Source organism: Micromonospora sp. CPCC 205739 (assembly GCF_036906795.1).
Classification (GTDB): domain Bacteria; phylum Actinomycetota; class Actinomycetes; order Mycobacteriales; family Micromonosporaceae; genus Micromonospora.
The window spans coordinates 1-25,718 of sequence record NZ_JBAKHS010000036.1 but is presented as its reverse complement, the minus strand read 5'-3'; the positions used below and the strand labels follow the sequence as shown (position 1 = coordinate 25,718).

Genomic DNA, 25,718 nt, shown 5'->3' with positions numbered 1-25,718 from the left:
TCTCGCCGTTAGCTGGTGAAGATCGACTTCTTCTGGTTCTCGATGCTGTTCAGCAGCCCGTCGATGTCCCTGGGGTTCTTGATGAACTGCTGGAGCGCCGGAATGATCACCGTGGAGGCGAAGTCCGGCCGGGTGTCGCGGTCGAGGAACTGGGCGATCTCGGTGGCCGAGCCGACCAGGTCGGCGGCCTTCTTCTGCAGCGCGGTGTAGCCGCCGGTGTCGGCGCCGCCGTTGGCCACCAGGGTGCTCGGGTCGTTCTTCACGGTGATGTCCGCGGCGGCCTTCGAGCCGACGTACTCCAGCAGCTTCTTGGCGTTCGCCTCGGACTTCGGCTTGCGGGCCATCATGTAGCCGTCGATCGGCGCGTCCAGGGCCTTCGCCCCGATCGTCGAGTCGACCTCGGGGAAGGTGAAGAAGTCGAGGTCGTCCTGCTCCTCGTTGCTGAACTGCTGGGCGACGAAGAGGCCGAGCAGGTACATGCCGCTCTTCTTCTGCTGCAACGACTGGGCGGCCTCCTGCCAGGTGCGGCCCAGGCTGTCGGCCTGGTGCAGGGGGAGCAGCCCGCTCCAGGTGTCGAAGACCTTCTTCACCTTGTCGGAGGTCCAGGCCTCCTTGCCGGCCATCAGGTCGACGTGGAACTGGTAGCCGTTGATCCGCAGGTTGAGGATGTCGAAGGTGCCCATCGCCGGCCAGCCGTCCTTGTCGGCGAAGGCGATCGGGGTGAGGCCGTCCTTCTTCATCTGCGCGCCGAGGGTGTTGAGCTCGTCGAGCGTCTTGGGCACCTGGTACCCGCGCTGCTGCCAGACCGACTTGCGGTAGAAGACCGCCCACGGGTAGTACGACGCCGGCACGAAGTACTGCTTGCCGTCGTCGCCGGTGGAGGCCTTCTTGAACGCGTCGGAGTAGCCGGAGAGCTTGCCCCAGACGTCGCTGAGGTCACCGGCCAGCCCCTTGGCGGCGAAGAACCGCATCCGGTAGCCGGCGAACCACATGAACACGTCGTCCGGCTTGCCCTGCAGGTAGTTGTTGATGTTCTCCTGGAACGTGTTGTGGTCGACCGTGTTGACCTTCGGCTCGATGCCGGACGCGGTTTGGAAGCCGGCCATCACCTTGGCGATGACGTCCTTCGGCTTCGGGTCCGACTGGTTCGAGCCGATCGAGACGGTCTTGCTGCCCGAGCCGGACTCCGAGTCGGAGCCGCAGCCGGCGAGCAGGCCGGTGCCGAGCAGCGCGCCCGCGCCCGCGCCGGCGAGCAGCGAGCGCCGCCCGATGCCGGAGACGGAGGGCGGTACGAGCCGGGCGAGGTACTCGGCTTCGGTACGGGGACGGGACATGGTGCCTCCTGCGGATGAAGAGGTGCGGCGCCCAAGGGTTGTCAGTGGTGGCGGGGCCGGCGCGTCCTCGAATGCCAACATAGATCCACCGAGATCCAACATTGGCGAACAAGAACAGCCGGTGGCGCTTGAAGCTACCCCTCCCTGCGGCCGTGTCAAGAGGGCTGCTGGGGATCGATACCGCAGTGTTGACAAGGGATCTCGGCGGTAAACGTTGGAAACGAGCCGATGTTGGAAAGTGTTGACTTGCGGAGGCAACGCGGGCACGCTTTCCACCCATGCGGCAGCACGGCATCTGGCAGGGCGAGGGCATCTTCTACGGCGCGGACTACAACCCCGAGCAGTGGCCGGAGGAGGTCTGGGCCGAGGACGTGGCGCTGATGCGCCGCGCCGGCGTCGATCTGGTCTCGGTCGGCATCTTCTCCTGGGCACTGCTCGAACCGGCCCCCGGCCGGTACGAGTTCGGCTGGCTGGACCGGGCCCTCGACGTCCTGCACGACGGCGGGATCAAGGTCGACCTGGCCACCGCCACCGCCAGCCCGCCGCCGTGGCTGGCCCACCGGCACCCGGAGACGCTGCCCCGCACCGCCGACGGCACCGTGCTCTGGCCCGGCGGGCGGCAGGCGTACTGCCCCAGCTCGCCGATCTTCCGGGAGCGCTCGCTGGCCTTGGTCGAGGCGGTCGCCGGCCGGTACGCCGAGCACCCCGCCGTGGTGATGTGGCACGTCTCGAACGAGCTGGGCTGCCACAACGTGCACTGCTACTGCGACGTCAGCGCCGAGGCGTTCCGCCGCTGGCTGCGCGAGCGCTACGGCGACCTGGACACCCTCAACGCCGCCTGGGGCACCACCTTCTGGAGCCAGCGGTACGGCGACTGGGCCGAGATCAACCCGCCGCGTACCGCGCCGACCTTCGCCAACCCCACCCAGCAGCTCGACTTCCTGCGTTTCTCCTCCGACGAGCAGCGGGCCCAGCTGCGCGCCGAGCGGGCGGTGCTCAAGCGGCTGGTGCGCCAGCCCGTCACCACGAACTTCATGATCGGCACCGGGATCAAGTACCTGGACTACCACTCCTGGGCGCCCGACGTGGACGTGGTCTCCAACGACCACTACCTCACCGCCGCCGACCCGCTGTCGCACGTCGGGCTGGCGCTCGCCGCCGACCACACCCGCGGCGTCGCCGGCGGCGACCCGTGGCTGCTGATGGAGCACTCCACCAGCGCGGTCAACTGGCAGCCGCGCAACGTCGCCAAGACCCCCGGCCAGCTGCGCCGCAACAGCCTCACCCACGTGGCGCGCGGCGCCGACGGGGTGCTGTTCTTCCAGTGGCGGGCCTCCCGCGCCGGGGCGGAGAAGTTCCACTCCGCGCTGGTGCCGCACGCCGGCCCCGACACCAAGGTGTTCCGCGAGGTGTGCCGGCTCGGCGCCGACCTGAAGGCCCTCGCCGAGGTGCGCGGCAGCCGGGTCGACGCCGAGGTGGCGGTCCTGTTCGACTGGGAGGCCTGGTGGGGGGTCGAACTCGACTCGCACCCCAGCGTCGACGTCACCTACGCCGACCGGGTCGCCGCGCTGTACGGCGCGCTCTGGCGGGCCGGCGTCACCGCCGACGTGGTGCACCCCTCGGCCGACCTCTCCGGCTACAAGCTGGTCCTCGTGCCCACCCTCTACCTGGTCCGCGACGCCGACGCCGAGGCCCTGCGCCGCTACGTCGAGGGTGGCGGCACCGCCCTGGTGACGTACTTCAGCGGCATCGTCGACGAGCACGACCACATCCGCCTCGGCGGCTACCCGGGGGCGTTCCGGGAGCTGCTCGGCGTCCGCACCGAGGAGTTCTTCCCGCTGCGCGAGGGCGAGCGGGTTCGCCTCGACGACGGCGCCACCGCCGACGTGTGGACCGAGTGGCTGCACCCGGAGGGCGCCGAGGTGCTCGCCTCGTACGCCGACGGGCCGCTGCCCGGGGTCCCCGCCCTGACCCGGCACCGCCTCGGCGCGGGCACCGCCTGGTACGTCGGCACCCGGCTGGACGAGGCGGCCACCGACCGGCTGGTGGCCCGGCTGCTCGCCGAGGCGGGGGCGCGTCCCCCGGTGGCCGCGCCGACCGGCGTCGAGGTGGTCCGCCGCCGCGACGGCGAGCGGTCCTGGCTCTTCGTGGTCAACCACACCGACGCCGAGGTGCGGCTCGACGTCACCGGCACCGAGCTGCTCGGCGGTGCGCGCTGCGCGGGCGAGCTGCGGGTGCCGGCCGGCGAGGTGGCGGTGGTCCGCGAGGAACACGCCGCCGCGGTCCCGCTCGACAGTCCGACGGCGACGGCCTGACCTGCGTACCGTTTCCCCGTCCACCCGGTTAGGAGGTTCGATGCTCGCCCAGCAACGGCAGACCGCCATCCTGGAACTGATCCGGCAGCGCGGCGGCGTGCGGGTCAGCCACCTGGTCAGCAGGTTCGGGGTCTCCGACATGACCATCCGGCGGGACCTGGAGGTGCTCGCCGAGCGGGGGCTGGTCGACAAGGTGCACGGGGGCGCGACCCTGGCCGGCCCCGGCTCCGCCGAGGAGCCGGGCTTCGCCGCCAAGTCGATCCGTCAGCAGGGGGAGAAGCGGGCGATCGCCGAGCACGCCGCCGGCCTGGTCGAGCCCGGCATGGCGATCGCGCTCTCCGCCGGTACGACCACCGCCGCGCTGGCCACCATGCTCGCCGACGTACGCGGGCTGACCGTGGTGACCAACTCGATCCCGGTCGCCGACGCGCTCTACCAGAACCCGCGCGCCGACCAGACCGTGGTGCTCACCGGCGGCATCCGCACCCCGTCGGACGCGCTGACCGGGCCGGTCGCCGAGGCGGCGATCAGCTCCCTCAACGTCGACCTGCTCTTCCTCGGCGTGCACGGGATGAGCCCGCGTACCGGCTTCACCACGCCCAACCTGCTGGAGGCGGCGGTCAACCGGCGGCTGATCAGCGCCGCCCGGCGGCTGGTGGTGCTGGCCGACCACACCAAGTGGGAGACCATCGGCATCGCCACCATCGCCCCGCTGGAGGAGGCGGACCTGCTGATCACCGACTCGAAGCTGCCGCCGGAGGGCCGCCGGCAGATCGGCGAGCAGGTCGGCGAGCTGGTCGTCGTCGAGGCGGACTGACCGGCACGGGGCTGCGTCGCACGGTAGTCGGGCGGGCGGGCTCGCCGCGCCTCCCAGGCAGTTCACAGTCGTTCCGGTTAGCCTGCCCCGGTTAACGTTCGCGCTCCGCCTCGGAGCGCCTCGTCAGTGCTGCGGGAGTGTCGATGGTCTTCAAGAAGATGCTGAGCGCGTTCGGGGTGGGTGGGCCCAGCGTCGACACGGTCCTGGCCAACCCGAACACCCGGCCCGGCCTGACCCTCGACGGGCAGGTCAACATCGTCGGTGGCGACGTCCCGGCCGCCATCGAGCAGATCACCGTCGCCCTGGTCACCCGGGTGGAGATCGAGGGCGGCGACACCGAGTACGCCGGCATCATGGAGTTCCAGCGGATGGCGGTCAGCGGGCCGTTGCAGCTGGCGGCGAAGCAGCAGCTGTCGATCCCGTTCCAGCTGCCCGTGCCGTGGGAAGCTCCGATCACCGACGTCTACGGCCAGCGCCTGCGCGGCATGACCATGGGGCTGCGTACCGAGCTGGCGATCGCCCGGGCCGTCGACAAGAGCGACCTGGACCAGGTCAACATCCACCCGCTGCCGGTGCACGAGCGGATCCTGGCGGCCTTCGAGCAGCTGGGCTTCCGGTTCAAGCACGCCGACCTGGAGCGCGGTCACATCCGCGGCACCCAGCAGACACTGCCGTTCTACCAGGAGATCGAGTTCTTCGCCGCGCCGCAGTACGCGCAGGCCGTCACCGAGGTCGAGCTGACCTTCGTGACCAGCCCGCACGGCGTCGAGGTGATCCTCGAGTGCGACAAGCGGGGCGGGTTCCTCAGCGCCGGCCACGACATGTTCGGCCGCTACACCGTCTCGCACGCCGACGCCGACCGGCTCGACTTCGCGCAGGTCGTCGACGGCTGGCTGCGCGAGACCACCTCCCGCTACGGCAGCCTGCGCGCCGGCGGCTTCGGCGCCCCGCACGGGTACGGCCACGGTCGCCGGGGTCACGGCATGGGCGGCATGGTCGCCGGCGCGGCCCTCGGCGTCGCCGGTGGCATGGTCGCCGGGGAGCTCATCGAGGACGCCTTCGAGGGCGACTTCGGCGGCGACTTCGAGTGAGCCGACGACGGTGGCCCCCGGGACACGTCCCGGGGGCCACCGTTTCTCGCGAAGTTGATCTCGTGGGTCAGTGGCGGGCCTTGCGCTCGTCACCGCTGCGGAAGTTGCTACCGGCCTTGGCCAGGCCCCGGCTGCCCATGTAACCGATGGTCAGCAGGGTGATGAAGAACCAGGCCTGCGGGGCGCGGAAGATGTCCACCCCGACCGAGTTCTTGCCGACCAGGAACGACGCGGCCAGAATGCCGATCACGCCGGCGACGTAGACCCAGAATTCGGTCGTCGCGAGCGACGGCTTGGTCTCCGTCCCCGGTGCCTGCATCGGCTGCTCGCGGTGCCCGTCCTGCATCATCGGCATCGGACGGGTCGGAGCCTCGTTCATCGCCGCCCGGTTGGGCGCGTCCTGCATCGGCCGGTTGATGGGCCTGGTGGATGCAGCCTGCGTGCTCATCTGGTCCTCCTCAGGATTTGATGAGTACCTGCACTCCCTCGCCCCGCTACCGCGTTTCGGCCACGGCACGGTTGGCGTTCATGGCGCGGGCACCCCCCGTCTACCCGGGCCCCCCGAGAGGTAACACCGCCTCACCAGCGGATTGCCGCCGTCGGCGACAACCCGCCCACAGAGCGCCACCGACGTGGTACGTCACGGCCGCCGCCAGCCGGGCGACGATGGCGGTACGGCGCATTCCGCGCACGCCGTCTTCTCCCACGGAGGCTGGCGGTTCCCGCCGGCCGGCACCGGGCAGAAGGGAGTCGCGCGTGGACCGGTTTGGTCGGGGCCTGGCCGGGCAGGCAGTGGATTACCGCCAGATCTGCGAGGTGATCAACGTGCGTGAGGACGACACGATGCGGGAGTCCGCTCGCCGGGCCGAGGACCGGCTCACCGCCGGCGTGTACGGCGAGGGCGCCCTGGACGAGGTGACCGTGCCGCAGACCGACGTGCTGCGGGTGATCCAGGAGGAGGACCCGGACGACCCGGCCGACGCCCCGGTCGACCCGAACGTGCTCCGCGACGGCGGCCCGACCCGTGGTCAGGGCGCGGTCACCACCACCGGCGGCACCGCCGGCCCGGCCAGCGTCCGCCGCCTGGCCCGCCAGCCGGAGCGACACCCCGGAAAGGTCGCCCCGACCACCACCGGCGACGCCACCACGGGCGGTCTGAGCACCCCCGCCGGCGGCTCGACGAGCGACAAGTCCGCGACCGGCTCCCAGGTGGGCAACTTCACCAATGACCGGGCGAATCCGGGCTGACCGGACGATCCGACACGAACGAACAGCAGTGGCCTCCCCGGGCGGGGAGGCCACTGCTGTCCCGCACGACCCTCGCCGTCCCGGCCGCAGCCGGGAGCGGGATCAGGCCACGGGGCGGAGCACCCCGAGCCGCTGGGTGGCCCGGGTCAGCGCCACGTAGAGGTCGCTGCGCCCGCGCGGGGACTCCGCGACGATGCCGTCCGGGTCGACCACCAGCACCGAGTCGAACTCCAGGCCCTTGGCCTGGCCCACGGTCAGCACCACCACCCGGCTCTCCAGCTCCGGCTGCTCGCCGACCGCCACCTCGGGCAGCGCGGCCACCACCGCGGCGGCCAGCTCGTCGGCCCGTCCCGCCGGCAGGATCACCCCGAGCCGCCCGTCGCCCAGGTCGGCGGCCTCCCGGGTGGTCGCCGCCACCAGCTCGCCGGCCAGCCCGTCGGCGTCTACCGTGCGGTCCCACGGCGGTACGCCGCTGGCGCGTACCGAGCGGGGTGGACGCAGCGCGGGGTCGATCTCGGCGAGCACGCCGGCGGCCACCGCCATGATCTCGGCCGGGGTGCGGTAGCTGACGGTCAGCTCCTCCAGCCGCCAGCGCTGGGCCACGTACGGCTCCAGCGCGTCCGCCCAGGAGGGGGTGCCGGCCAGCGCGCCGGTCTGCGCCACGTCACCGACGATGGTCATCGACCGGCTCGGGCAGCGGCGCATCAGCAGCCGCCAGGCCATCGGCGACAGCTCCTGCGCCTCGTCGACGATCACGTGCCCGAACGCCCAGTTCCGGTCGGCCGCGGCCCGCTGGGCGGTGGTCAGCCGGTCGGCCTCCTCCTGCCGCTCCAGCAGCCGGTCCGCGTCGATCAGGTCGGTGACACCGAGGATCTCGCCGCCGTCGGCCTCGTCCTCCACGTCGATCGAGCGGGAGCCCTTCCAGATCTCCAGCACGCCCTCGGCGTACTCGCGCTGGAAGGAGCGGATCCGCTCGCGGCGGGCGGCGGCGGCCCGCTCGTCCTCGCCGAGCAGTTCGGCGGCCTCGTCCAGCAGCGGCACGTCGGCCGGTGTCCAGCCGCCCGGCTCCCGGTGCAGCAGCGCCCGCTCGGCGTCGGTGAGCATCGGCGCGGCGGCGGCGATCCGGTCGGTCGAGGCGTACAGGTCGGCGAGGAGGCGCTGCGGGGTGAGCACCGGCCAGAGCTGGTCGAGCGCGGCCCGCAGGCCCGGCTCCTCGCGCAGTTCCCGGCGGATCTCGGCGCGGTCGGCCTCCTCCAGCAGGTTCTCCCCGCCCAGCGGGTCGGCGCCGATCCGCTCGGCGATCTGCGCGGCGAGCGCGTGGACCACCTCGACGTCGAACAGGGCCCGGGCCAGGTTGTGCGGGCGGCCGGAGCGGCGGGCCCGGTCGCGGGCCTCCCGGACCACCTCCGGGTCGAGCCGCAGCGTCTCCCGCTCGACCTCGATCTCCAGCGGCTCGTCCGGCACCCACTGCCGGTCGCGCACCGCGGCGGCCAGCACCTCGGTCATCACCGTGCGCCCCTTGAGCGCCGCCGTCTCGGCCGGTTCCGCGCGGCGCGCGCTCACCCCGGGGAAGAGGTCGCCGGGGGTACGCAGCAGCACCCCGGTCTCGGCCAGCGCGGGCAGCACCTGCGAGATGTAGCGCAGGAAGGTCGGGTTCGGGCCGACCAGCAGCACGCCCCGGCTGGAAAGCTCCCGCCGGTGGGTGTAGAGCAGGTACGCCGCCCGGTGCAGCGCGACCGCGGTCTTGCCGGTGCCAGGGCCGCCCTGCACCACCAGCACGCCCGGCAGGTCGGCGCGGATCACCCGGTCCTGCTCGGCCTGGATGGTCTCCACGATGTCGCGCATCCGTCCGGTCCGACCGGCGTTGAGCGCGGCCAGCAGGGACGCCTCGCCGGTCAGTTCCTCGTGCGCGGTGGGGGAGGCGGAGGCGAGGTCGAGCACCTCGTCGTTGAGCCCGGTCACCTTCCGCTGCCGGGTACGCAGGTGCCGGCGGCGCTTCACGCCCTGCGGGTTGGCGGCGGTGGCGAGGTAGAACGGCCGGGCGGCGGGGGCCCGCCAGTCCATCAGCAGCGGGTCGTAGTCACCGGTGGTGTCGAAGATGCCGATCCGGCCGATGTAGTGCGGAGTCCCGTCGGTGTCGTCGAGGCGGCCGAAGCAGAGGCCGTTCTCCACCGCGGAGAACTGCTCGACCTGATCGGCGTACATCCGGACCGCGCTGTCGCGCTGGGACCGGGCCTGCAACGTGCCGCCGGTGCTCCGCAGCTCCTCGGTTAGCCGCTGGGCGGCCTGCTCACGCATGGCGTCCAGCCGGCCGTAGAGCATCGAGACGTACTCCTGCTCGCGGCCGATCTCGTCGTCGTGCCGCTGCGCGACGGAACCGTCGGATTGCGTTGACAAGCCGTCTCCTCGTCAATTAAGATGGGCGCAGGAATGGCCTTTTCGCCATTCCTTTTTTGTGTCCGAACGGAGAAAGATACCGCGCCGCGGCCCACCACACCAAGCATCCCGGCCGCCCGGACACCCACGTCACACCCCACCACCACTCCTCCCTCACCGGCCCCTCGGCGCGCGCACTTTCGGAGAAAGCGTGCCCATTCGACGCCCGATGGCCACGTTTCTCGGAGAGAGGGTCAGCGGCGGCGGGTGCAGACCTGGCGGGCGCGGGCGACGGTGTCGGTGGACCAGACCACCGCGACGGTGAAGCAGTAGTCGTTGGTGCGGTCCAGGCCGTAGACCACGAAGCTGTTCGTCCCGGCGGGCAGCTCCTGGAAGGCGCGCGGATCCTGCCCGGCGCGCCCGCCGGAGATGACCACCGGTCCCTCCGCGCCCGCCGGGTACTCCCAGTCCAGGGCGATGTTGTCCCGCCGGTCGCGCAGGTTCACCCGGCCCGGCGGCGTGCCGGGCGGGGCGGCGGCCCCGGCGGTGGGTGACGCGGGCGACGGGGCGGGACTCGCCGGCGGACCGGTGGGGGAGGAGGCGGGCGCCGGCGGGTCGTCGGCGCCGTCGACCTGGGACACCCCGGCGACCACCGCGACGGTGCCCAGCACCACCACGGTCAGCCCGGCCACCACGGCCGGGGTGGCCCGGTTGCGGCGGGGCGGCGCGTGGTGCCGGGGCACCACCACCGGCAGCCGGGACGGCTCGGGGTCGCGCCGGCTGACCCGGTGCACCCCGTCGGCCTCCTCGGCGTACCCGTCGGCCAGCCCGACCACGGACGGGGGGACCGGCTCGTGAGCGGGGCGCTCCGGCTCGACGGCCGGCTCCGGCGGCCACCAGTCGGCGTCCGGGTCGTCGGCGTACGGGGTCTCGGCGTCCTCGGTGGGCAGCCGCTGGCCGGGCACCGTCGGCGGGTACGTCCGGTCGGTCGCCGCCGGCCCCACCGGCCAGGCGGGCGGCTCCGGTGGTCCCTCGTCGGCCGGGGCGGTGCGGGCGGACGGCACCACCGGGGCATCGCGCTCGGGCGGCGGCTCGTCGTCGCAGACGTGGTCCGGGTCGGCGGCCGCCCGGGCCAGCGCGGCGACCTGCCGGGCGAGCGGGTCGTCGGCGGTCAGGTGCTGCCGGGCCAGTTCGCGGGCGAGCGCCAGGTTGTCGTGCGCCTCGGTGAACCGGCCGCAGTCGCGCTGCATCGCGCCGAGCCGGGCCAGCATCTTGATGCCGCTGGCGTGGCCGTCGCCGTAGACCTCGCGGTGCAGCTCCCAGGCGTCCTGGAGGCGTTCCCGGGCCTGCGCGCACTGGCCCCGGGCGTACTCCACGGTGGCCAGGTCGGCGTGCGCGGCCAGCACCCGCAGCGACTCCGGCCCGTCCCGGGCGGTCAGCTCCAGGATCACCTCGGAGTAGAGCCGCGCGGCGCGGGCGTCGCTGCCGACCCGGTGCAGCACCGCGGCCAGCGTCGCCCCGGCCGAGATGGTCCGCTCGTCCGAACGCCCGTAGAGCCGGGTGGCGGCGGCGTACGCAAAGGCCGCCCAGCCGCGCGCGGAGTGCGGCTCACCGAGCGCGACCAGCACCCGCGCCTGGAGCCCGGCGGCGTCGGCCAGCTCGGGGGTGGCGTGATCGGGCCGGGGGTCGGCGTCGGTCAGCGCGTCGGCGAGCAGTCGCTGCGCGCCGGCCAGGTCGCCGGCGGACACCAGGTGGTGCGCCTGGAGGGTCAGTTCAGCGAAGCCGGAGGACACGCCCCATCGTGCTCGTCCGGCCACGGGTTGTACAACCCCCGGCGGTGATCGGAGTCGTCAACTTTCCAGGTGGGCGGCCAGCGTCTCGCTGATCCGGCGCAACTGGTCGACCTGCGCCGGGCTGAGCGCGTCGAAGAGATGGCGGCGTACCCCCTCGACGTGGCCGGGCGCGGCGGCGGCGAGCACCGCGAAGCCGTCGTCGGTGAGGACGGCGACCTGGCCGCGCCGATCGGTCGGGCAGTCCTCGCGCCGGATCCACCCGGCCGCCTCCAGCCGGGCGGCGGCGTGCGAGAGCCGGCTGCGGGAGGAGCCGGTGGCGTCGGCCAGCTCGCTCATCCGCAGCTGCCGCCCCGGGGCCTCGGAGAGCCGCACCAGGATCTCGTAGTAGGCGTGCGGCATTCCCGCGTCGCGTTGCAGCTCGCGGTCGAGGGTGTCCATCAGCGCGCGGGAGGCGGTCAGGAAGGCCCGCCAGGTGCGCTGCTCGTCGGGGTCCAGCCACCGGGTCATGACGACCATCATAGCGACAATGATTGAGCGCTCAACTAAATGGCGCTAGCGTGGGGTGCATGGGAATCCACCGCCTCAACCACGCCGTCCTCTACGTCAGCAACCTCGAGCGCAGCGTCGCCTTCTACCGCGACGTGCTGGGCTTCCGGCCGGTGGCGATGACCCCGGACGGGTTCCGTGGCGCCGCCTTCCTCCAGGCGGCCGACTCCACCAACGACCACGACCTCGGCCTGTTCGAGATCGGCGCGGCGGCCGGCCGGTCGCAGGCCGGGCGGGCCACCGTGGGCCTCTACCACCTGGCCTGGGAGCTGGACACCCTCGACGAGCTGGCCGCCACCGCCGAGCGGCTGGCCGCCGCGGGCGCGCTGGTCGGCACCTCCGACCACGGCACCACCAAGAGCCTCTACGGGCAGGACCCGGACGGCCTGGAGTTCGAGATCGTCTGGATCGTCCCGGCGGACCTGCTCGACGACGACGCGCTCGCGGCGCGCAAGCGGATCGGCCGGCTGGACCTCGACCGGGAGCGGCGGCGCTACGGCGGCCAGACCCGGGGCGGGGTCGGCATCTCCGTGCCGGTCTGAGACCGCCGTACGGTACAACGGCAGGATGTCCACCGACACCGTCCTGCGTGAGCTGCTCGTCCGGCAGCTCGACCACTGGCTGCCGGGAGCGCTGCACCGTTCCCGGTGGGCCACCCTCGCCCTGGCGTTCCCGGATCCCGGCGCCGCCGAGGCGGTCCTGCGGGTGGTGGCCGAGTTCGCCGACCGGCTCCGGGGCCGCCGGTTGACCGTCCTGGTGCTCGGCGGCGGGCCCGACCTGCCGGCCCGGCTCGGGCCGGTCGAGGCGACGCTGCCGACCGACGTGGCCGTGCACGTGGTGCCGGGCGACGCGTCCCGGCTGCCGGTGGTGCTCAAGGCGGCTGGCGCGGCCGGCGCGCCGCTGCTGACCCTCGCCGACGCCACCGCCGACCCGGCGCTGCTGGCCGCCGCGGCGACCGGCCGCCCGGCCGAGCTGCTGCTCGCCGCGCCCGCGCCGGCCCCGCTGCGGCCCGCGCTGACCGGCGCTGGTTTCCCGCTGGTCACCGAGGTCGAGCTGGTGCCCGCCGACGGGTCGCCGGCCCGTCGGGTCGCCTTCGGCACCCGGTTGGACAAGAGCCTGGAGGCGTTCAAGGACGCGCTCTGGGAGGTCGACGAGTTCGCCGGGGTGCGCTACCGCGACCCCGAGGACCCGGCCGGCGGACTGCTCGACATCGCCCTGCACCCCGAGCCGGGGCCGCTGCGCCGCGAGCTGCTGGCCGAGCTGGCCCGCTCCGGCCCGCGTACGGTCACCGAGCTGCGCCGGCACACCCTCACCGCGACCGTCTACCGGGCCGCCGACACGGTGCCCGCGCTGACCACCCTGCTGCACTCCGGCGCGGTCACCCGCGACCCGGGGCACGGCCGGCTCGGCGGCGCCGTGCTGATCAGCGTGAGCGACGGTGACCGGTCAACCGCCTGACCCGAACGCCGAGCGGGGTGCCGGTGAACCACCGGCACCCCGCTCGACCTCGGGAGGTCATGCCCGGGTCTTGTCCTGCTTCCAGGAGAGCGGCCCCGGCAGATCGACCCGGTGCGCCTTGGCCTTGGAGTTCCAGGACCAGCGACCGATCTTGATGCTCCACGAGGAGAAGCCGTTCTCGGTGAAGTTCAGGATGATCGGCCCGTACTTCTTGCGCTTGCGGAACATCAGACCCATGGTCGGCTCCCCTCACCTTGCCCTGTACTGCCCTGCTCTGACGTCACCGAACATGCCCGGATGGACGATTCGCGAAACCTGCTGAAGATCCGCTCAGGACGGTCGCCGAATCTCCACTCAGCAGGTAGGTGTTGCGAGGAGGGAAAGCGGCTGGGCAAGGGGGACAAAAAAGCCGGTGCCCGCCGAGGAGGTGATCCGACGGTGTGACGCGGGCGGAGGCGCCGGTGCCGGCTCAGGCGGCGGGCACCGGCGCGCGGTCGACGGCGAGGACCCGGGTGACGCTGCCATCGTCCTCGGTGACGTCCCGCTCGTGGGCGAAGCCGAGCTTGCCCAGCAGCGCCAGCGAGGCGGTGTTGGCCTCGGCGACGGTGGCGTACACCCGGGGCAGGTCGAGGTCGTCGAAGCCGTACCGGACCAGGGCCGAGGCCAGCTCGGTGCCGAGGCCGGCGCCCCAGGCCGGCTTCGCCAGGGCGTACACCAGCTCGTGGCCGTCGACCTCGTCGGTGTGCTTGACCTCGGCGTGCCCGACGTACCGGCCGTCGCGGCGGACCGCCCAGACGTCGAAGAGGTCGTCGGCGTAGACCGTGGTGAACACCCGGCCGAACAGGGCGGCGGCGTCGGCGGGGGTCATCGGGCCGTCGCCCATGAACCGGCCCACCTCCGGGTCGCTGAGCAGGGCGACGAAGTCGTCGGCGTCGGCCGGGCGGTAGGGCTCCAGCAGCAGCCGGTCGGTGCGCAGGACGGGGGTGGGCATCAACGGGGCTCCCAGGCGTCGGGCAGAGCGGTCAGCTTCCGGACGTGTGCGGGCAGCCGGCCACTGACGACCTCGGCCAGGCTGACCTCGTCGAGCACCTGCCGCACGGCCGCCCGGACGGCCACCCAGAGTCGGGGCAGGTTCTCCGCCGAACCCTCGTACCGGGTCTCCTCGGGGCGCAGCCCGCGTACCCCGGCCAGCGGGCCCTCCACGGCGCGCAGGATCGCGCCGACGGTGATCTCGCGGGGCGGTCGGGCCAGCGTGTAGCCGCCCTCCGCGCCGCGCTGGGCGCGCACGACGCCGGCCCGGCGCAGGTCGGCCAGGACCGCCTCCAGGAACTTGCGCGGCATGTCCTGCTCGGTGGCGATCGCCTGGGTGGACAGCAGCGAGGGGTACGCGGTGGCCAGGCTCAGCGCCGCCCGTACCGCGTAGTCGCCGCGCGCGGAGATCTGCACCCCGCCATCATGCCCGCCCCGGTCAGCTGGTCGGGTCGGCGGGCCGACGCGGCCGGATGATCCGCCGCGGCGGCTGCCCCCGCGCGGCGCGGAACGCCCCGGGACTCACCCCGACCTCGCGGGTGAAGAAGCGACCGAAGTTGGTCGGTTCGGGGAAGCCCAGCCGGCGACCGATCCGGGCCACCGGCTCGTCGGTGGCCGCGAGCAGCCGGCTGGCCTGGAGCGCGACCCGCTCGTCGACGACCTGCTTGGCGCTGCGCCCGGTCACCGCCAGGCAGGCCCGGGTCAGGGTACGCACCGAGCAGCCCAACCGGGCGGCGTAGTCCTCCACCCGGCGGGTGTGCTGGTAGCCGCGCTCGATCTCCCGGCAGAGCCGGTGGAAGGTGGCCAGCTCCGCGCGCTGCGGCCCGCCGTCGGCGCCGGTCGGCCGGTCGGTCGGAAGCAGCGCCAGGCGCAGCAGCAGCACGGCCAGTTCGTGGCGCAGCAGGTTCCGCGCGGCCGGGTCGGCGCGGTGCCGGCGGCTGTCCACCGCCAACTGGCTGACCTCGTTGATGACCGCGTCCTCGTCCTCGCCGGCCAGCTGGTGGTGGGTCGGCAGCGCGTCCGGATCGACGTCGAGACCGCGCAGCGCCTCGCCGCGCCAGCGCACCACCGTGGCGTCGAGCTGCGGGGTGCAGCGCAGCACCTGGCCGGGGCTGACCCGCAGCAGCGTGCCCGGCCGGCAGGGCAGCGCACGGAAGTCCAGCTCGGCGGTGCCGTGCCCGCCGGTGACCAGGATCAGCAGATCCGCGTCGAGCAAGGTCGGGCGGCGCCACCCGGGCTCGGTGGCGAGGTCACCGAGGTCGAGCAGGTCGATCTCGGCGGTGGACGGGTCGGAACGGGTTGCCGGGGAGAGGTGACCGGAAGGGACCATCACCTGCGACGGTAACCGGAGGCAGGAGCGGTCGCATCCCGGCGACGGGACCGCGACGCCGCGTCCGAAGGGTTGTCCCCGGTCGGCGGCCCCGGCTAGGTTACCGAGCGGTAGGTCCACCGACTCGCGAGGGATGGGCATGACTGATCTGTTCTCGGTCGCCGACAAGACGGTCCTGGTCACCGGCGGCACGCGGGGGATCGGGCTGATGATCGCCCGGGGCTTCGTGCAGGCCGGCGCCCGGGTGATCGTCTCGTCCCGCAAGGCCGACGTCTGCGAGGCGGTGGCCAAGGAACTCTCCGCCGAGGGGCGGTGCGAGGCGGTCCCCGCCGACCTGGGCCACGACGCGGGCGCCGAGGCGCTGGCCGCGGCCGTGCGGGAGCGCACCGGAGACCGGCTCGACGTGCTGGTCAACAACGCCGGCGCGACCTGGGGCGCGCCGCTGGAGGCGTACCCGGAGAGCGCGTTCGACAAGCTCTGGGCGGTGAACGTCAAGGCGGTCTTCCGGCTCACCACCGCGTTGCTGCCGGCGCTGCGCGCCTCGGCCAGCGCCGACGACCCCGCCCGCGTGATCAACATCGGTTCGGTGGACGGCATCCGGGTGCCGTCCATGGAGGTCTACGCGTACTCGGCCACCAAGGCCGCCGTGCACATGCTCACCCGCAGCCTCGCCCACCAGCTGGCCGGTGAGCAGATCACGGTCAACGCGATCGCCCCGGGCCCGTTCGAGAGCAAGATGATGGCCTTCGCCCTTCAGGACCCGGCGTCCCGTTCGGCGATCGAGCAGCAGGTGCCGCTCGGGCGCATCGGCCGCCCGGAGGACATGGCGGGCACGGCGATCTACCTGTCGTCGCGCGCCGGGGCGTACCTGACCGGCGCGGTGATCCCGGTCGACGGCGGCCTGACGACGCACGGCTGAGGCGTACCCGGATTCCGGGTGAGCGGGAGCCGCGCGGACTCGGCAGATCCGCGCGGCTCCGATCGGGTGGGTCAGCGGCCGGCGAGCAGCCGGTTCACCGCCGTGTCGACGTCGAGGTGCTCGGCCTCGCGGCCGCGCGGGACGACGACGTAGGTTCGCCGCAGGAAGCGCACCAGGACGCTGCGCGGCACCTCGAAGAGTGCGTTGCCGTCGGGTGACGACAGCGCCAGCGCGACGAAGTCGCCGCGTGGGGTGGCCCAGGGCCAGACCCGGACGTCGCCGATGCCGGCCGGTTCGTCGAGCCCGGTCACCAGCAGTTCGCGGGCGAAGGACCAACTGACGGCCTCGCCACCGGCGGATTCGGCGTGGAACAGGACATGGACCGCATACGGGTCAGCAGGGTCGTAACGCAGACTGGCACGCACCGGCAAGGCGGTGGCGTCAGGTGCGACGAGCCTTAGCGACGTCTCGACCTCTACGGTCGTCGGTCGGATGACACTCATGGACGTTCTCCCCCCGGCACCGCTGCGGAACGCGCGTGTCCCGCTTTTCCCATACTCAGGTGCTACTCCTGGCTACGCTCCGCCATACGCTGACTTCACCCAGTGGTGGGAAGTGCCTCGGAAGCGCCGCCAGAATGTGAAAATTCTTGTACGATTTCCGGTCTGCCCAGTGTGTGATCCCGCCCGGCGTCGGGTGGCTCAGTCGTCGACTTACTCCGGTAACGTCCAGTGGTCTGCGCAAGTGACGGGCCGGGACGACACTGGGGGTGGAAATGGTCACGAACCGATCCTCAATGGATGCGGCGACCGCGACCGAGTCACCGAAAGTAGGGGTCCGAGCAGCCGAAAGGCGGGGGAACGCGGTGCCGAAGGAACAGCACGACAGGACCGGTCGGTCGGCCTCCGACGGCCGCTCCGGTCGAGGTCGCGTACCTGATCGCGGCACCACCTCGCGCCCCGCCCGGCCGGCTCGTCGCGGCACCTCCGGCCTTGCCGCCGGGGGTCGCGGGTCCACCGGTACGGCCGTCGCCGACCGGCCCCCGACCGGGTTCCGGGACCGGGTCCGCACCACCCTCGACCTGATCCGCGCCAACCCCACCGGCCGGGTCGCCCTCAAGATCTTCATCGCGATCGCCGGGGCGCTCGTGGTCACCCTCGGGCTCGCCCTCATCCCGCTGCCCGGCCCGGGCTGGCTGATCGTCATCGGCGGCCTCGCCATCTGGGCCGTCGAGTTCCACTGGGCCCGCCGGCTGCTCGCCTTCACCCGCCGCCACGTGCACAACTGGACCCGCTGGGCCACCTCCCGGTCCCTGCCGGTACGCCTGCTGCTGGGCTCCGTCGGGCTGTTCTTCGTCGCCACGGTGGTCTGGCTGTCGCTCAAGTACAGCCTCGGCATCGACCTGGTGGCGCGGCTGCTGCACTACCTCGCCACGCACTGAGTCAGTGGCTCACGGCACGCTGACCCCGGATTTCCGGTCCGGTCACACGATCAGGTAGAGTCATCGGCGCTGAGGGCGATTAGCTCAGCGGGAGAGCGCTTCGTTCACACCGAAGAGGTCACTGGTTCGATCCCAGTATCGCCCACGCAGGTCAAAGGCCACTTCCCGGCTTCGGGAGGTGGCCTTTCTGCTGTCGTACAGCAGTTAAGTACAGCAGCGGCGTCAGTGGCCGAGGGAGTCGCCGAGGCGCTTGAGGGCTTCCCGCGTCGCCTTGGACGAGACCTGGGTGTAGATCTCCATGGTCACCGAGAAGCGGGCGTGCCGGAGGACCTGCATGGCGACGCGCGGGTGGACGTCGAGATCGGCCAGGAGCGTGGCGCAGGTGCGCCGGGCGTCGTGAACGGTGATCGGCCGTGCGCCCGCCTTGTCGCACCGGGTCTGCCAACTCCGTTGGAAGTTGCGTGGCTCGATCGGTGTGCCATAGCTGGTGGTGAATACGAGGTCGGTTTCGTGCCACGCTTTTCCGGCCGTTTCTCGTGCCTCGTCGCGTTGTTTGCTTCGCAACTTGAGCGCGGTCAGGCAGATATCGGGGAGGGGGAGTGTGGCGTCGGACGCCTGGGTCTTGGTGTCACGGTGGAGCAGTCTTCCCCGGACCCGTTGCAGTTGGCGGCCGACGGTCAGCTCTCCCGCGTCGAGGTCGACGTCGTCCCAGGTGAGGCCCAACGCCTCGCCCTTGCGGAGGCCGACGACGAGGACCAGGGCGTAGGCGGCGTAGAGAGGGTCCTCGTCGTGGCGGGCGGACTCCAGGAACTTGCGGGCCTCGTCGCTCGACCACGACTTCCCTCGCCGCCGGCGAACGGTGGCGAGGGTGACCGGGACGGCCGGGTTCTTGGCGATGAGGTCTTCGGCCTGGGCGTGGGTGAGGGCGGCTCGCAACGCTGCCCGGATGTCGCTGACCGTTCGCGTCGACGGGACCGCCTGACAGCAGCGGCCGACCGCGCAGCAGCGCCGCTTCTCCTTCGGCCGGGCGGCGTCCTTGCCTTGGGCGCAGCACTGGCAGGTCCGGGCCACCTGGTTGATCCAGGTCTGCACGTCCCGTGACTGGAGCCGGTCCAGCCGCTTGGCCCCGAGGCCCGGGGCGAGGTAGCGGCGGACGAACGTCTCGTAGGTGGCGTAGGTCAACGGTGCCCGGTTCGGCTCGATGATCTCCGACAGCCAGTAGGTGAGGAAGCTGCCGACCGTCGGGACGCTGGTCGCCACCGGCCCCTGCTTCGCCTGCTGATGCAACTTGATCCACTTGTCGTGGACCGCCTCGCGCGTCTTGCCGTAGACGTACTTGCGGGTGCGCTTGCCATCGGGCTTGGTGACCCAGACGTAGGCGGCGAAGCCGTTGCGGTAGGGGAAGATGGAGCCTTCGCCGTTAGCGCGGGCGCGGGCGGGCATCAGGCGGCCTCCTGGCGTTCGATCTGTTCGCGGATGTAGTCGTCGACCCATTCGGGGAGGATGCGGCGGTACTTGCCGTCCTTGATGGAGCGCAGCTCGCCGGTGGCGATCTTCGTCTTCACCTTGGAAATGCCGAAGCCGAGCAGGACGGCGACCTCGGCGGGGGAGTACCAGCGAGGGTTGAGGTCTCGGCTCATGCGGCGGCCCCGATGAGCCAAGCTTCGTGGGCGAGTTCTTCCCGGCCGACGCGTCTGCTCTCACGTCGTTGTCTGGCGGCGGTGTTGGCGAGGAGTGCGTCGCCTTCCGTGAGCCAGCCGGCCCCGAGGTAGGCGAGGGTGCCGACGGTGATGGTGTCGGCGGGTTCGTCGTCCTCGATGCGGCGGTAGGTGGCGCGGGTGTCGCGGAGCAGGCCGAAGGTGACGGAGTAGCGGCGGGCCTTGGTGAGGAAATGGCCGCCGAAGCCGAGCATGTGTGCCCATCGACGCAGCCCGGCGTAGGGGTTCGGTTTGGTGTCAAGGTGGCCTTGACGGTCGCCGGCTGTTGCGGCGCCGCCGGTCGTGTCGGTGTGGGTGGGGCGGCCGAGGTGCCAGCAGGCGTCGATGAGGCGGGCGAGGTGGTCGCCTTCCGGGTTGGCGTAGTCGTCGATGGTGGCCGGGGTGAGTCGGGTGGAGCAGTGGCCGGTGGCCTCCGTCGCTTTGGTGGCGTACTTGGCGAGGTAGGCGGCCACCTTGTCGTCCGTCAACTCACCGCCAGCGGTGTTGATGCGCCGGACGTCGACCTGCTTGCCCCACGCGACCACCCAGCCTTCGGGCTGGTCGGGGTGCGGGGGTGTGGTGACGGTGATCCGGGAGGCGGTGGCGCGGACGGCGGCCTCCAGGTCGTCGACGGTGATGCCGTCCGGCGGCTGCACGAGGGCGTCCGGGTCGTCGGGGTCGACGCCGTCCAGTCGCAGCAGGCAGTGGAAGTGCACCGCTGCCCGGCGTTGCATCTCGGCGACCTTGCCGTGTGACACCCGCACTGGAGGCACCCAGCGGACCTTGCCCGAGGCTGTGACGACCCGAACGAGCGGGATGCCGCGCTTCCGGCAGAGGGCGGCGAGGTGGCGTTCGATGGTCTGCTTGGTGCGCCGCCACAGCTCCCCGGAGAACCCGTTCCAGACGACCTGGTGGTCGTGGTCGTAGCAGTCCAGGCACAAGGGCCAGCCGAGCCGCGGATCGTCGGCGTCGTGACGGACGAAGCACACCGCGGGCTGCCGGTGCGGGCAGGTGCCGGCGTTGCTGCGGGCGCGGCAAGGGGCGGGTCGGCAGTCGCAGCGCTGCCGACTGCGGCAGGTGTGGCGGGGGATGTGCCGGTGGTGGACCGCGCCGAAGGACGGGGCGGTGAAGGTGGCGAAGACGATCGGGTGCCGGCCGACCGAGGCGGGGACGCCTTTGCCGCCGGTCAAGCCACAGCGGACGACCTGGTAGGCGTCGCCCTGGTAGACCCAGGCGCAGTCCGGGCACTGCGACTCGCGGCGGTTGCCGCACGCCTTGTAGAGCGCCTGGTCAGGCAGCTCGTCGGTGTGCAGCTGGCGGATGATGCGGCCGGTGGCCTGCTCGACGGCAGCGATGGTGCCAGTGAGACGGATTGGGCGGGCACAGCCGCCGGCGGGGGCGGTGTGCTCCAGCCAGCCGGAGAACGCGGGCATGGCGGCGCGGTGCAGGGCTTGGGTGTCACGGCCGGCGGCGAGCGCGGGCCGGTACAGGTCGAGCGGGGTGGACAGGACTTCCTCCTCGGGGGGCGGCAGGGACGGGAGACGAAGCACCACCAGCCGTGGACGTCTGTCCGCTGGTGGTGTTCGTCGTGTCTCCTGGCACCGCCGGAGGGCGGCTGACGCCGGAGGGCGGGTTCGTGGGCGGTGCCACTTCCCGCCGATGGGTCATGTCCCTTCTCGTCGTGGACCTGAAGAGTGAGGCAGGCACGGTTGGGGAGCCTGGGATGTCGGCATCGAGCGGGTTGCCGCAGGCTGCCCCAACCGTGGAGATGAGCGAATCCGGCGCCATCGTGGACGGCAGGAAAGGCCGTACTGGGCCGCTCAACGGACTCAGGGGGCCGGCACAGCGGCCGGTGTGATCGAGAGCCGGCGGGACGTGGCCAGCATCAGCGGAAGGAAGGCCGCTCGGCATCTCCGACATCGAGTCCAGCGATCCGGCAGGAAGGCCGCGCTGGGATGCTCGACGAGCGCCAGAGTAGCACCGGGTACCGACACGTCAACCCGCCGTTATCGACGACCGATGGTGGCCTCAATTGCGGTGGCGGTGCCGGGGTAGTGGGCGAAGGATGGCGCCGTGGTTACTGAGAAGCCGCCGCGAATCCTGCTGGTTGACGACCTCCGTTCGTTTGTCGACGGCCGGGTCGCGCAGGTGGCGCGCACTAGCGCGGCGGGCATCGAGGCGCTGGAGCGACACCGCGGACAGTGGTTGGACGAGCTATGGCTGGATCACGACCTCGGCGGGGACGACACGATCTGGCCTGTTGTCGAGGTGTTGGAGCAGGCCGCGTTCGAGGAGCACCCGTTCGATATCGGCGTGGTGTACGTCCACTCGGCGAACCCTGCTGGTGCCGCCAAGATTGCGCAGGTCTTGCGCCGGTGGGGATACAACGTCCGCTCGGTGATCGGGGCACCGCAGGTCGGCTACCTGCCCCCATCGGAGTAGTGGCGGGCAATCCATGCCCGCTACCTCGGGGCAGCAGCTGACAGCCGGCTGCCGCCCGGTGTGGGAGAACTTTCTGTACGTCTATCAAGGCGGCCCTGAACGGGCCGCACGCGCCGCCGCCTGGGCGCGCGTCCGACGCTCCGCTGTCGCTTCACGCCGGCCACGCAACACGCCCGGCGGCTGGCGCGGAGAGCGGTGAGCCCGGGGCCGCCGCAGGCGGTCGCGCCGAGAGTGGTTGAGGTTCGGGGCCGGCAGCCGGCCGCGCCGCGCCCGAGCAGCGCGGCGCAGGGAAGGGCACGCCGGGTCCGCGCGGCGAGTCGCGGCGGCGGACCGGTCGCGGCCACTGCGCCTCCGGCGGGGGCGCAACGACTCCAGGATGGCCGGGGCTCCGTCGGCGCGTTGCGGTCCGTGGGTGGTTGCCATCCCGCCAGCCGTCGACCCGGGCGAGCCGAGCAGACCACCGCCCGGCCCGCCAGCGTCCGACCGTACGTCAAGGTCCGCTTGACGTGGCGGACCGGGCGGCGGCCCGCTCCCCAGGGGGGCGGGTCGGCGGCAGACGGGATGGCTAGCAAGCGCAGGCGAGGGGCCAGTTGGTGAAGGTGTTCAGGCCAAGTCCTCGGGCTTCACCCTTCCCTTCCCGAGAAGGTTCCTAGCGAGGAGCAGGCGGCCGAGGTTGATCGCGTAGACGTTGCTGATCAACACCAGGATTGCTGCGCCGAACTCGCGTTGACCGGCCAACATCAGTGCAGGAAGACCGGCGAACAGCAGCACGGTCAACACGAAGACCCATAGAGGGAACCGCAGGTAGTAGAGAAGTGAGGGGATAGGGAGTTTAGGCACGCGGCCATTAGAACCCACGCAGACAAGGACGCCGGAAGCCCGCGCGTGGACTGTGACTAGCTGGGTGACGACCGGGGCGGCCGACGCCGGACGCTCATGGACGATGGCGGACTGTTTCAACAGCTCAGCCAAGACACTCGCCCAGCTCATCGACGACTGATCATTCTTTCACACAGAAGAGGTCACCTGCGTCGCAGGTCCAGTGCCCGTGAGGGCCTGAACCACGTCTGCAAGTAGGCACGCGCCGGGCATGACACTTCCAGGGATGTGGTCTCATCAGCGTCAAGTTGAAGGGCGAGGGGTTCGCTGCGGATCCAGTCCAGAGTTGCCTGGACGACATGCTCGCCCCCGTCGAGGCTGACTCTGGCCGACTGACCCGGCCGCAGCCCAGCGACTCGTTGCCCGTCAACCCTCACCCAGATTCGCCTAAGCAGACCACCTGAATCATGCGGTCGACTGAGGAGAAGCTCCGCCATCCGTCCTCGGTTCTCATGCGCGTTGTTGTCGAGCAGTATGGCATCCAAGGGTGCTGAACGCTCGGCGGCCCACTGGCCACGCTGCGGCATCGACAGCAGCGATGACAGACATCCCATGAGCTGGGCTGTCAAGCAGCGGCCTTTTGGTGGTGCTCTTCGCGATGTCGCCAGGCAGTGGCCTCGTCATAGGGGGTGCCGGTTTTGAGGCAGCCGTGGAGGATGCCGACGAGGCGGTTGCCGAGTTGGCGTAGGGCGGCGTGGTGGCCGGTGCCGCGGTGGCGTTGCTGGTCGTAGTAGACGCGGGCGCCGGGTGAGGCGAGGAGGGCGGCGAAGGCCTGCTTGTTGAGGGCGTCGATGAGGCGGTTGTTGTGCACGTAGCGGGCCAGCACGATCTTCTTCTTGCCGGATTGGCGGGTGATGGGGCTGGTGCCGGCGTAGTTGCGGCGGGCTTTGGCGTCGGCGTAGCGGGTGGGGTCGTCGCCGAACTCGGCTAGCACCCGGGCGCCGAGGATGCGGCCCAGGCCGGGTTGGCTCAGGTAGACCTCAGCGTCCGGGTGCTGCCCAAAATGCGCCTCGACCTGCTCCTCCATCGCCTTGATCTGCACCTGCAGCGTGGTCAGGATCGCTACCTGGGCTCGGACGGTGGCCGCGTAAGCCGCGGCGACCACGGGCGGCTGTGCCAGCTGCTGGCTGCGCAGCGCTGCCCGGAGCTTTCCGGCTTTGGCGGGCACGTCTCGGCGGCGGGCCAGTTTGAGGGCGGCGGTGATCTGCGCGGTGGTCAGCCGGGCCGCGGTGGCGGGGTCTGGCGCCTTGTCCAGCAGGTCCAGGGCGTCGACGGCAGTCAGGTCGTCGAACGCGGCCAGCGCGGCGGGGAAGAACTCCCGCAGCGTCTGCCGCAGCCGCAACGTGTGACGAGTGCGTTCCCAGATCAGTGTCTGGTGCGCCCGTGCCACCACCTTGACCGCCTCGGCAGCAGGGCTGTCACCGGCCACTGGGCGCAGTTGATGCCGGTCCGTGCGCACCATGTCGGCCAAGGCGTGCGCGTCACCGGCGTCGCTCTTGGCCCCCGACACTGCGTGCCGTTCCCGGTAGCGGGCAACCTGCAGCGGGTTGATCGCATAGACCTGGTAACCGGCGGCGATCAGCGCCTGCACCCACGGACCCCGGTCGGTCTCGATACCAACTACCACCTGCGCCGACCCATGATCCTCGCCCAGCTGCGAGCCGATCAGCGCGTGCAGGCCGGCGATCCCGGTGATTCCCTCCTCGAGTTTCGCCTTGCCCAGCCGGCGGCCGGTCTCGTCCTGCACCTCGACATCGTGGTGGTCCTCGGCCCAGTCGTCTCCCACGAACAGCACTGCATCCCCTCCGCCAGTCCACGGTCGATCGAGATGTCTGGCAGCGTCCGGGAGAACTTCCGCGAGCTAATGAACAAGTGCTCACGCCGAAGCGCGGCGGGCACGACATCCCATCAGCGATTCCGTCTCCCGACCACCAGCAGGGGCACGATCTGTCACTAGGACTGCCAAGGCGTCCTGCAACCGCGAGTGCTCACCCGCCAGCGGCTACCGGATCCGAGTCTGCCGCAACCGACCCGGCAACTCTCATTAGCAACCGCACCGGACGGCGACGCACCAGGGAGTGCGGAGACGGACGATACTCCGAGCTAATGACCGCACCCGGACAAGGACGGACGTGCTGCACAGAGCTTGTAAGCGAGACGTCGCGCCTATGACTGAAAAGATGATCAGTGGTTAGATGGCGGGTCGCCAGGGCTTACGGGTGTTGACGCCCCCAGGGCGGGCAGGAGATCAGCGCTGGTGATATCGGCTCGCGCTGTGGCCTGTAGTCGCCAGATCAGCTCTCGATAGCGGTCATCATCAAAAGGTTGCCCTTCATGCGCAACGGCGGTTACGTACACAAGAATGTCGTTTGCTGCATCGAGAACGGGTCGGTCTCCAACGAGGAGCACTCGTGTGAACGCGTGCCAGACCTCCGCTCGTGCATCTATCGCCGACTCCTCCGTGGGATGACGCCGTAGCGCTCGACGAGCGTGGCCAGCGGCGACATAGAAGGCGGAGTATGCCTCGATCCTCTCCTTGTGAAGCCTAAACCGATCTTCCCTGTCGTACTGTTCTTCACGTATGCGCCGGGCCTCCTTGGCTTGAGTGCGCCAAGCGAGCAGAGTTCCCGTGGTTCCGATGAGGCCACCAACTCCGGCTGACAATAGGGAATCCCACAGGGCCACTGCTCCTCCCACACCTACTCGGCCTGCCTGCCAACCCCAGTCTGAAGCTGACGTTGACCATTGGCAACGAGCAATGTTGATCTAGGGTGAACGGCGCTGCGGCACGCGACGGACTCGACGGCCATCTTCGGCGGGCTCAAGGCCGGGCAGCCAACCGAGCAGCCAAACCAGCGACCGTCGGCGGACGATGACGGACCCGGACACCAGGTTGGGCAGTGAGACCAGGCGGTGGAGCAGGGCCGGGCGACCGACTCCTAATGCGTAGGTCAGCGGCCGATGCGGATGCGGTCGGCGGCGTACGTCTCGCGGGAGCCGTCG

General features: G+C 71.5%; 24 protein-coding genes and 1 tRNA gene. 10 read left to right on the top strand and 15 right to left on the bottom strand.

The features are described 5' to 3' along the window. Nucleotides 1-8 precede the first annotated feature (8 nt). Nucleotides 9-1,334, bottom strand: a complete 1,326-nt coding sequence (locus tag V6U88_RS29100) for an ABC transporter substrate-binding protein (protein ID WP_334457981.1) — start codon at nucleotides 1,332-1,334, stop codon at nucleotides 9-11. Between the two features lie 278 nt (nucleotides 1,335-1,612). Between V6U88_RS29100 and V6U88_RS29095 the strand changes: the two genes are divergently transcribed. From V6U88_RS29095 to V6U88_RS29085, 3 genes are all read left to right on the top strand, one after another. After that, complete coding sequence (locus V6U88_RS29095) at nucleotides 1,613-3,649, top strand: beta-galactosidase (protein ID WP_334457980.1); 2,037 nt, start codon at nucleotides 1,613-1,615, stop codon at nucleotides 3,647-3,649. A 40-nt stretch (nucleotides 3,650-3,689) separates the two neighbouring features. After that, nucleotides 3,690-4,466 carry a DeoR/GlpR family DNA-binding transcription regulator gene (locus V6U88_RS29090; RefSeq protein WP_334457979.1) on the top strand — a complete coding sequence of 259 codons (777 nt, stop codon included), beginning with the start codon at nucleotides 3,690-3,692 and terminating at the stop codon, nucleotides 4,464-4,466. 143 nt (nucleotides 4,467-4,609) lie between these two features. Next, a complete protein-coding gene (locus V6U88_RS29085) occupies nucleotides 4,610-5,557 on the top strand; it encodes a sporulation protein (protein ID WP_334457978.1) in 948 nt (315 codons plus the stop codon). A gap of 67 nt (nucleotides 5,558-5,624) precedes the next feature. Here V6U88_RS29085 and V6U88_RS29080 read toward each other — a convergent pair whose 3' ends face one another. Next, nucleotides 5,625-6,005: a hypothetical protein gene (locus V6U88_RS29080; RefSeq protein WP_334457976.1), complete on the bottom strand. Its 381-nt coding sequence runs from the start codon at nucleotides 6,003-6,005 to the stop codon at nucleotides 5,625-5,627. A 377-nt stretch (nucleotides 6,006-6,382) separates the two neighbouring features. On the opposite strand from V6U88_RS29080, the gene V6U88_RS29075 reads away from it, so the two are divergent. Next, complete coding sequence (locus V6U88_RS29075) at nucleotides 6,383-6,805, top strand: hypothetical protein (RefSeq protein ID WP_334458028.1); 423 nt, start codon at nucleotides 6,383-6,385, stop codon at nucleotides 6,803-6,805. Between the two features lie 102 nt (nucleotides 6,806-6,907). Here V6U88_RS29075 and V6U88_RS29070 read toward each other — a convergent pair whose 3' ends face one another. From V6U88_RS29070 to V6U88_RS29060, 3 genes are all read right to left on the bottom strand, one after another. Beyond that, on the bottom strand, nucleotides 6,908-9,127 hold the full coding sequence (locus V6U88_RS29070; RefSeq protein ID WP_334458026.1) for a HelD family protein: 2,220 nt from the start codon (nucleotides 9,125-9,127) through the stop codon (nucleotides 6,908-6,910). Nucleotides 9,128-9,435: 308 nt separating this feature from the next. Next, on the bottom strand, nucleotides 9,436-10,974 hold the full coding sequence (locus tag V6U88_RS29065) for a tetratricopeptide repeat protein (protein ID WP_334457974.1): 1,539 nt from the start codon (nucleotides 10,972-10,974) through the stop codon (nucleotides 9,436-9,438). Nucleotides 10,975-11,031: 57 nt separating this feature from the next. Then, nucleotides 11,032-11,490 (bottom strand): MarR family winged helix-turn-helix transcriptional regulator, encoded by a 459-nt coding sequence (locus tag V6U88_RS29060; RefSeq protein WP_334458024.1) that lies wholly within the window; start codon nucleotides 11,488-11,490, stop codon nucleotides 11,032-11,034. Between the two features lie 50 nt (nucleotides 11,491-11,540). Here V6U88_RS29060 and V6U88_RS29055 point away from each other — a divergent pair, with 50 nt between their 5' ends. Further along, nucleotides 11,541-12,062, top strand: a complete 522-nt coding sequence (locus tag V6U88_RS29055; protein ID WP_334457972.1) for a VOC family protein — start codon at nucleotides 11,541-11,543, stop codon at nucleotides 12,060-12,062. Between the two features lie 25 nt (nucleotides 12,063-12,087). Continuing rightward, nucleotides 12,088-12,978, top strand: coding sequence for a hypothetical protein (locus V6U88_RS29050; protein WP_334457970.1), 891 nt, complete (start codon nucleotides 12,088-12,090; stop codon nucleotides 12,976-12,978). A 57-nt stretch (nucleotides 12,979-13,035) separates the two neighbouring features. Here V6U88_RS29050 and V6U88_RS29045 read toward each other — a convergent pair whose 3' ends face one another. The 4 genes from V6U88_RS29045 to V6U88_RS29030 all read right to left on the bottom strand — a co-directional run bounded on the left by V6U88_RS29045 (nucleotide 13,036) and on the right by V6U88_RS29030 (nucleotide 15,337). Continuing rightward, a complete protein-coding gene (locus tag V6U88_RS29045; protein WP_088963206.1) occupies nucleotides 13,036-13,215 on the bottom strand; it encodes a DUF4236 domain-containing protein in 180 nt (59 codons plus the stop codon). A gap of 232 nt (nucleotides 13,216-13,447) precedes the next feature. Continuing rightward, nucleotides 13,448-13,969: a GNAT family N-acetyltransferase gene (locus V6U88_RS29040; protein WP_334457967.1), complete on the bottom strand. Its 522-nt coding sequence runs from the start codon at nucleotides 13,967-13,969 to the stop codon at nucleotides 13,448-13,450. After that, complete coding sequence (locus V6U88_RS29035; RefSeq protein WP_334457965.1) at nucleotides 13,969-14,424, bottom strand: RrF2 family transcriptional regulator; 456 nt, start codon at nucleotides 14,422-14,424, stop codon at nucleotides 13,969-13,971. Before V6U88_RS29035 ends, V6U88_RS29040 begins: the two co-directional genes overlap by 1 nt. 22 nt (nucleotides 14,425-14,446) lie before the next feature. Then, entirely contained in the window at nucleotides 14,447-15,337 is an 891-nt protein-coding gene (locus V6U88_RS29030; RefSeq protein WP_334457963.1) for a helix-turn-helix transcriptional regulator, read from the bottom strand. 139 nt (nucleotides 15,338-15,476) lie between these two features. Between V6U88_RS29030 and V6U88_RS29025 the strand changes: the two genes are divergently transcribed. Continuing rightward, nucleotides 15,477-16,256, top strand: coding sequence for an SDR family oxidoreductase (locus V6U88_RS29025; RefSeq protein ID WP_334457961.1), 780 nt, complete (start codon nucleotides 15,477-15,479; stop codon nucleotides 16,254-16,256). A 71-nt stretch (nucleotides 16,257-16,327) separates the two neighbouring features. Here the strand turns inward: V6U88_RS29025 and V6U88_RS29020 are convergent, their stop codons facing one another. Next, on the bottom strand, nucleotides 16,328-16,759 hold the full coding sequence (locus tag V6U88_RS29020; protein WP_007457244.1) for an SsgA family sporulation/cell division regulator: 432 nt from the start codon (nucleotides 16,757-16,759) through the stop codon (nucleotides 16,328-16,330). Between the two features lie 293 nt (nucleotides 16,760-17,052). Between V6U88_RS29020 and V6U88_RS29015 the strand changes: the two genes are divergently transcribed. Both V6U88_RS29015 and V6U88_RS29010 read left to right on the top strand, forming a co-directional pair. Beyond that, the gene (locus V6U88_RS29015; RefSeq protein ID WP_334457902.1) at nucleotides 17,053-17,697 is read left to right on the top strand and encodes a TIGR02611 family protein; all 645 of its coding nucleotides are present in this window, start codon (nucleotides 17,053-17,055) and stop codon (nucleotides 17,695-17,697) included. 73 nt (nucleotides 17,698-17,770) lie between these two features. Next, nucleotides 17,771-17,842 (top strand) — tRNA-Val (locus V6U88_RS29010). Between the two features lie 77 nt (nucleotides 17,843-17,919). On the opposite strand, the gene V6U88_RS29005 is transcribed toward V6U88_RS29010, so the two are convergent. Genes V6U88_RS29005 through V6U88_RS28995 form a run of 3 tightly spaced genes read right to left on the bottom strand, consistent with a single transcriptional unit; the run spans nucleotide 17,920 to nucleotide 20,902 of the window. Next, on the bottom strand, nucleotides 17,920-19,140 hold the full coding sequence (locus V6U88_RS29005; protein WP_334457900.1) for a tyrosine-type recombinase/integrase: 1,221 nt from the start codon (nucleotides 19,138-19,140) through the stop codon (nucleotides 17,920-17,922). Further along, nucleotides 19,140-19,337: a helix-turn-helix domain-containing protein gene (locus V6U88_RS29000; protein ID WP_334457898.1), complete on the bottom strand. Its 198-nt coding sequence runs from the start codon at nucleotides 19,335-19,337 to the stop codon at nucleotides 19,140-19,142. The genes V6U88_RS29005 and V6U88_RS29000 overlap by 1 nt, the downstream gene beginning before the upstream one ends. Continuing rightward, nucleotides 19,334-20,902, bottom strand: coding sequence for a replication initiator (locus tag V6U88_RS28995; protein ID WP_334458022.1), 1,569 nt, complete (start codon nucleotides 20,900-20,902; stop codon nucleotides 19,334-19,336). Before V6U88_RS28995 ends, V6U88_RS29000 begins: the two co-directional genes overlap by 4 nt. Nucleotides 20,903-21,467: 565 nt before the next feature. On the opposite strand from V6U88_RS28995, the gene V6U88_RS28990 reads away from it, so the two are divergent. Then, nucleotides 21,468-21,836: a cyclic-phosphate processing receiver domain-containing protein gene (locus V6U88_RS28990; protein WP_334457896.1), complete on the top strand. Its 369-nt coding sequence runs from the start codon at nucleotides 21,468-21,470 to the stop codon at nucleotides 21,834-21,836. Between the two features lie 603 nt (nucleotides 21,837-22,439). Here the strand turns inward: V6U88_RS28990 and V6U88_RS28985 are convergent. Both V6U88_RS28985 and V6U88_RS28980 read right to left on the bottom strand, forming a co-directional pair. Next, entirely contained in the window at nucleotides 22,440-22,808 is a 369-nt protein-coding gene (locus tag V6U88_RS28985; protein WP_334457894.1) for a hypothetical protein, read from the bottom strand. Nucleotides 22,809-23,280: 472 nt separating this feature from the next. Continuing rightward, nucleotides 23,281-24,510, bottom strand: a complete 1,230-nt coding sequence (locus V6U88_RS28980) for an IS110 family transposase (RefSeq protein ID WP_334457892.1) — start codon at nucleotides 24,508-24,510, stop codon at nucleotides 23,281-23,283. Nucleotides 24,511-25,718 lie beyond the last annotated feature (1,208 nt).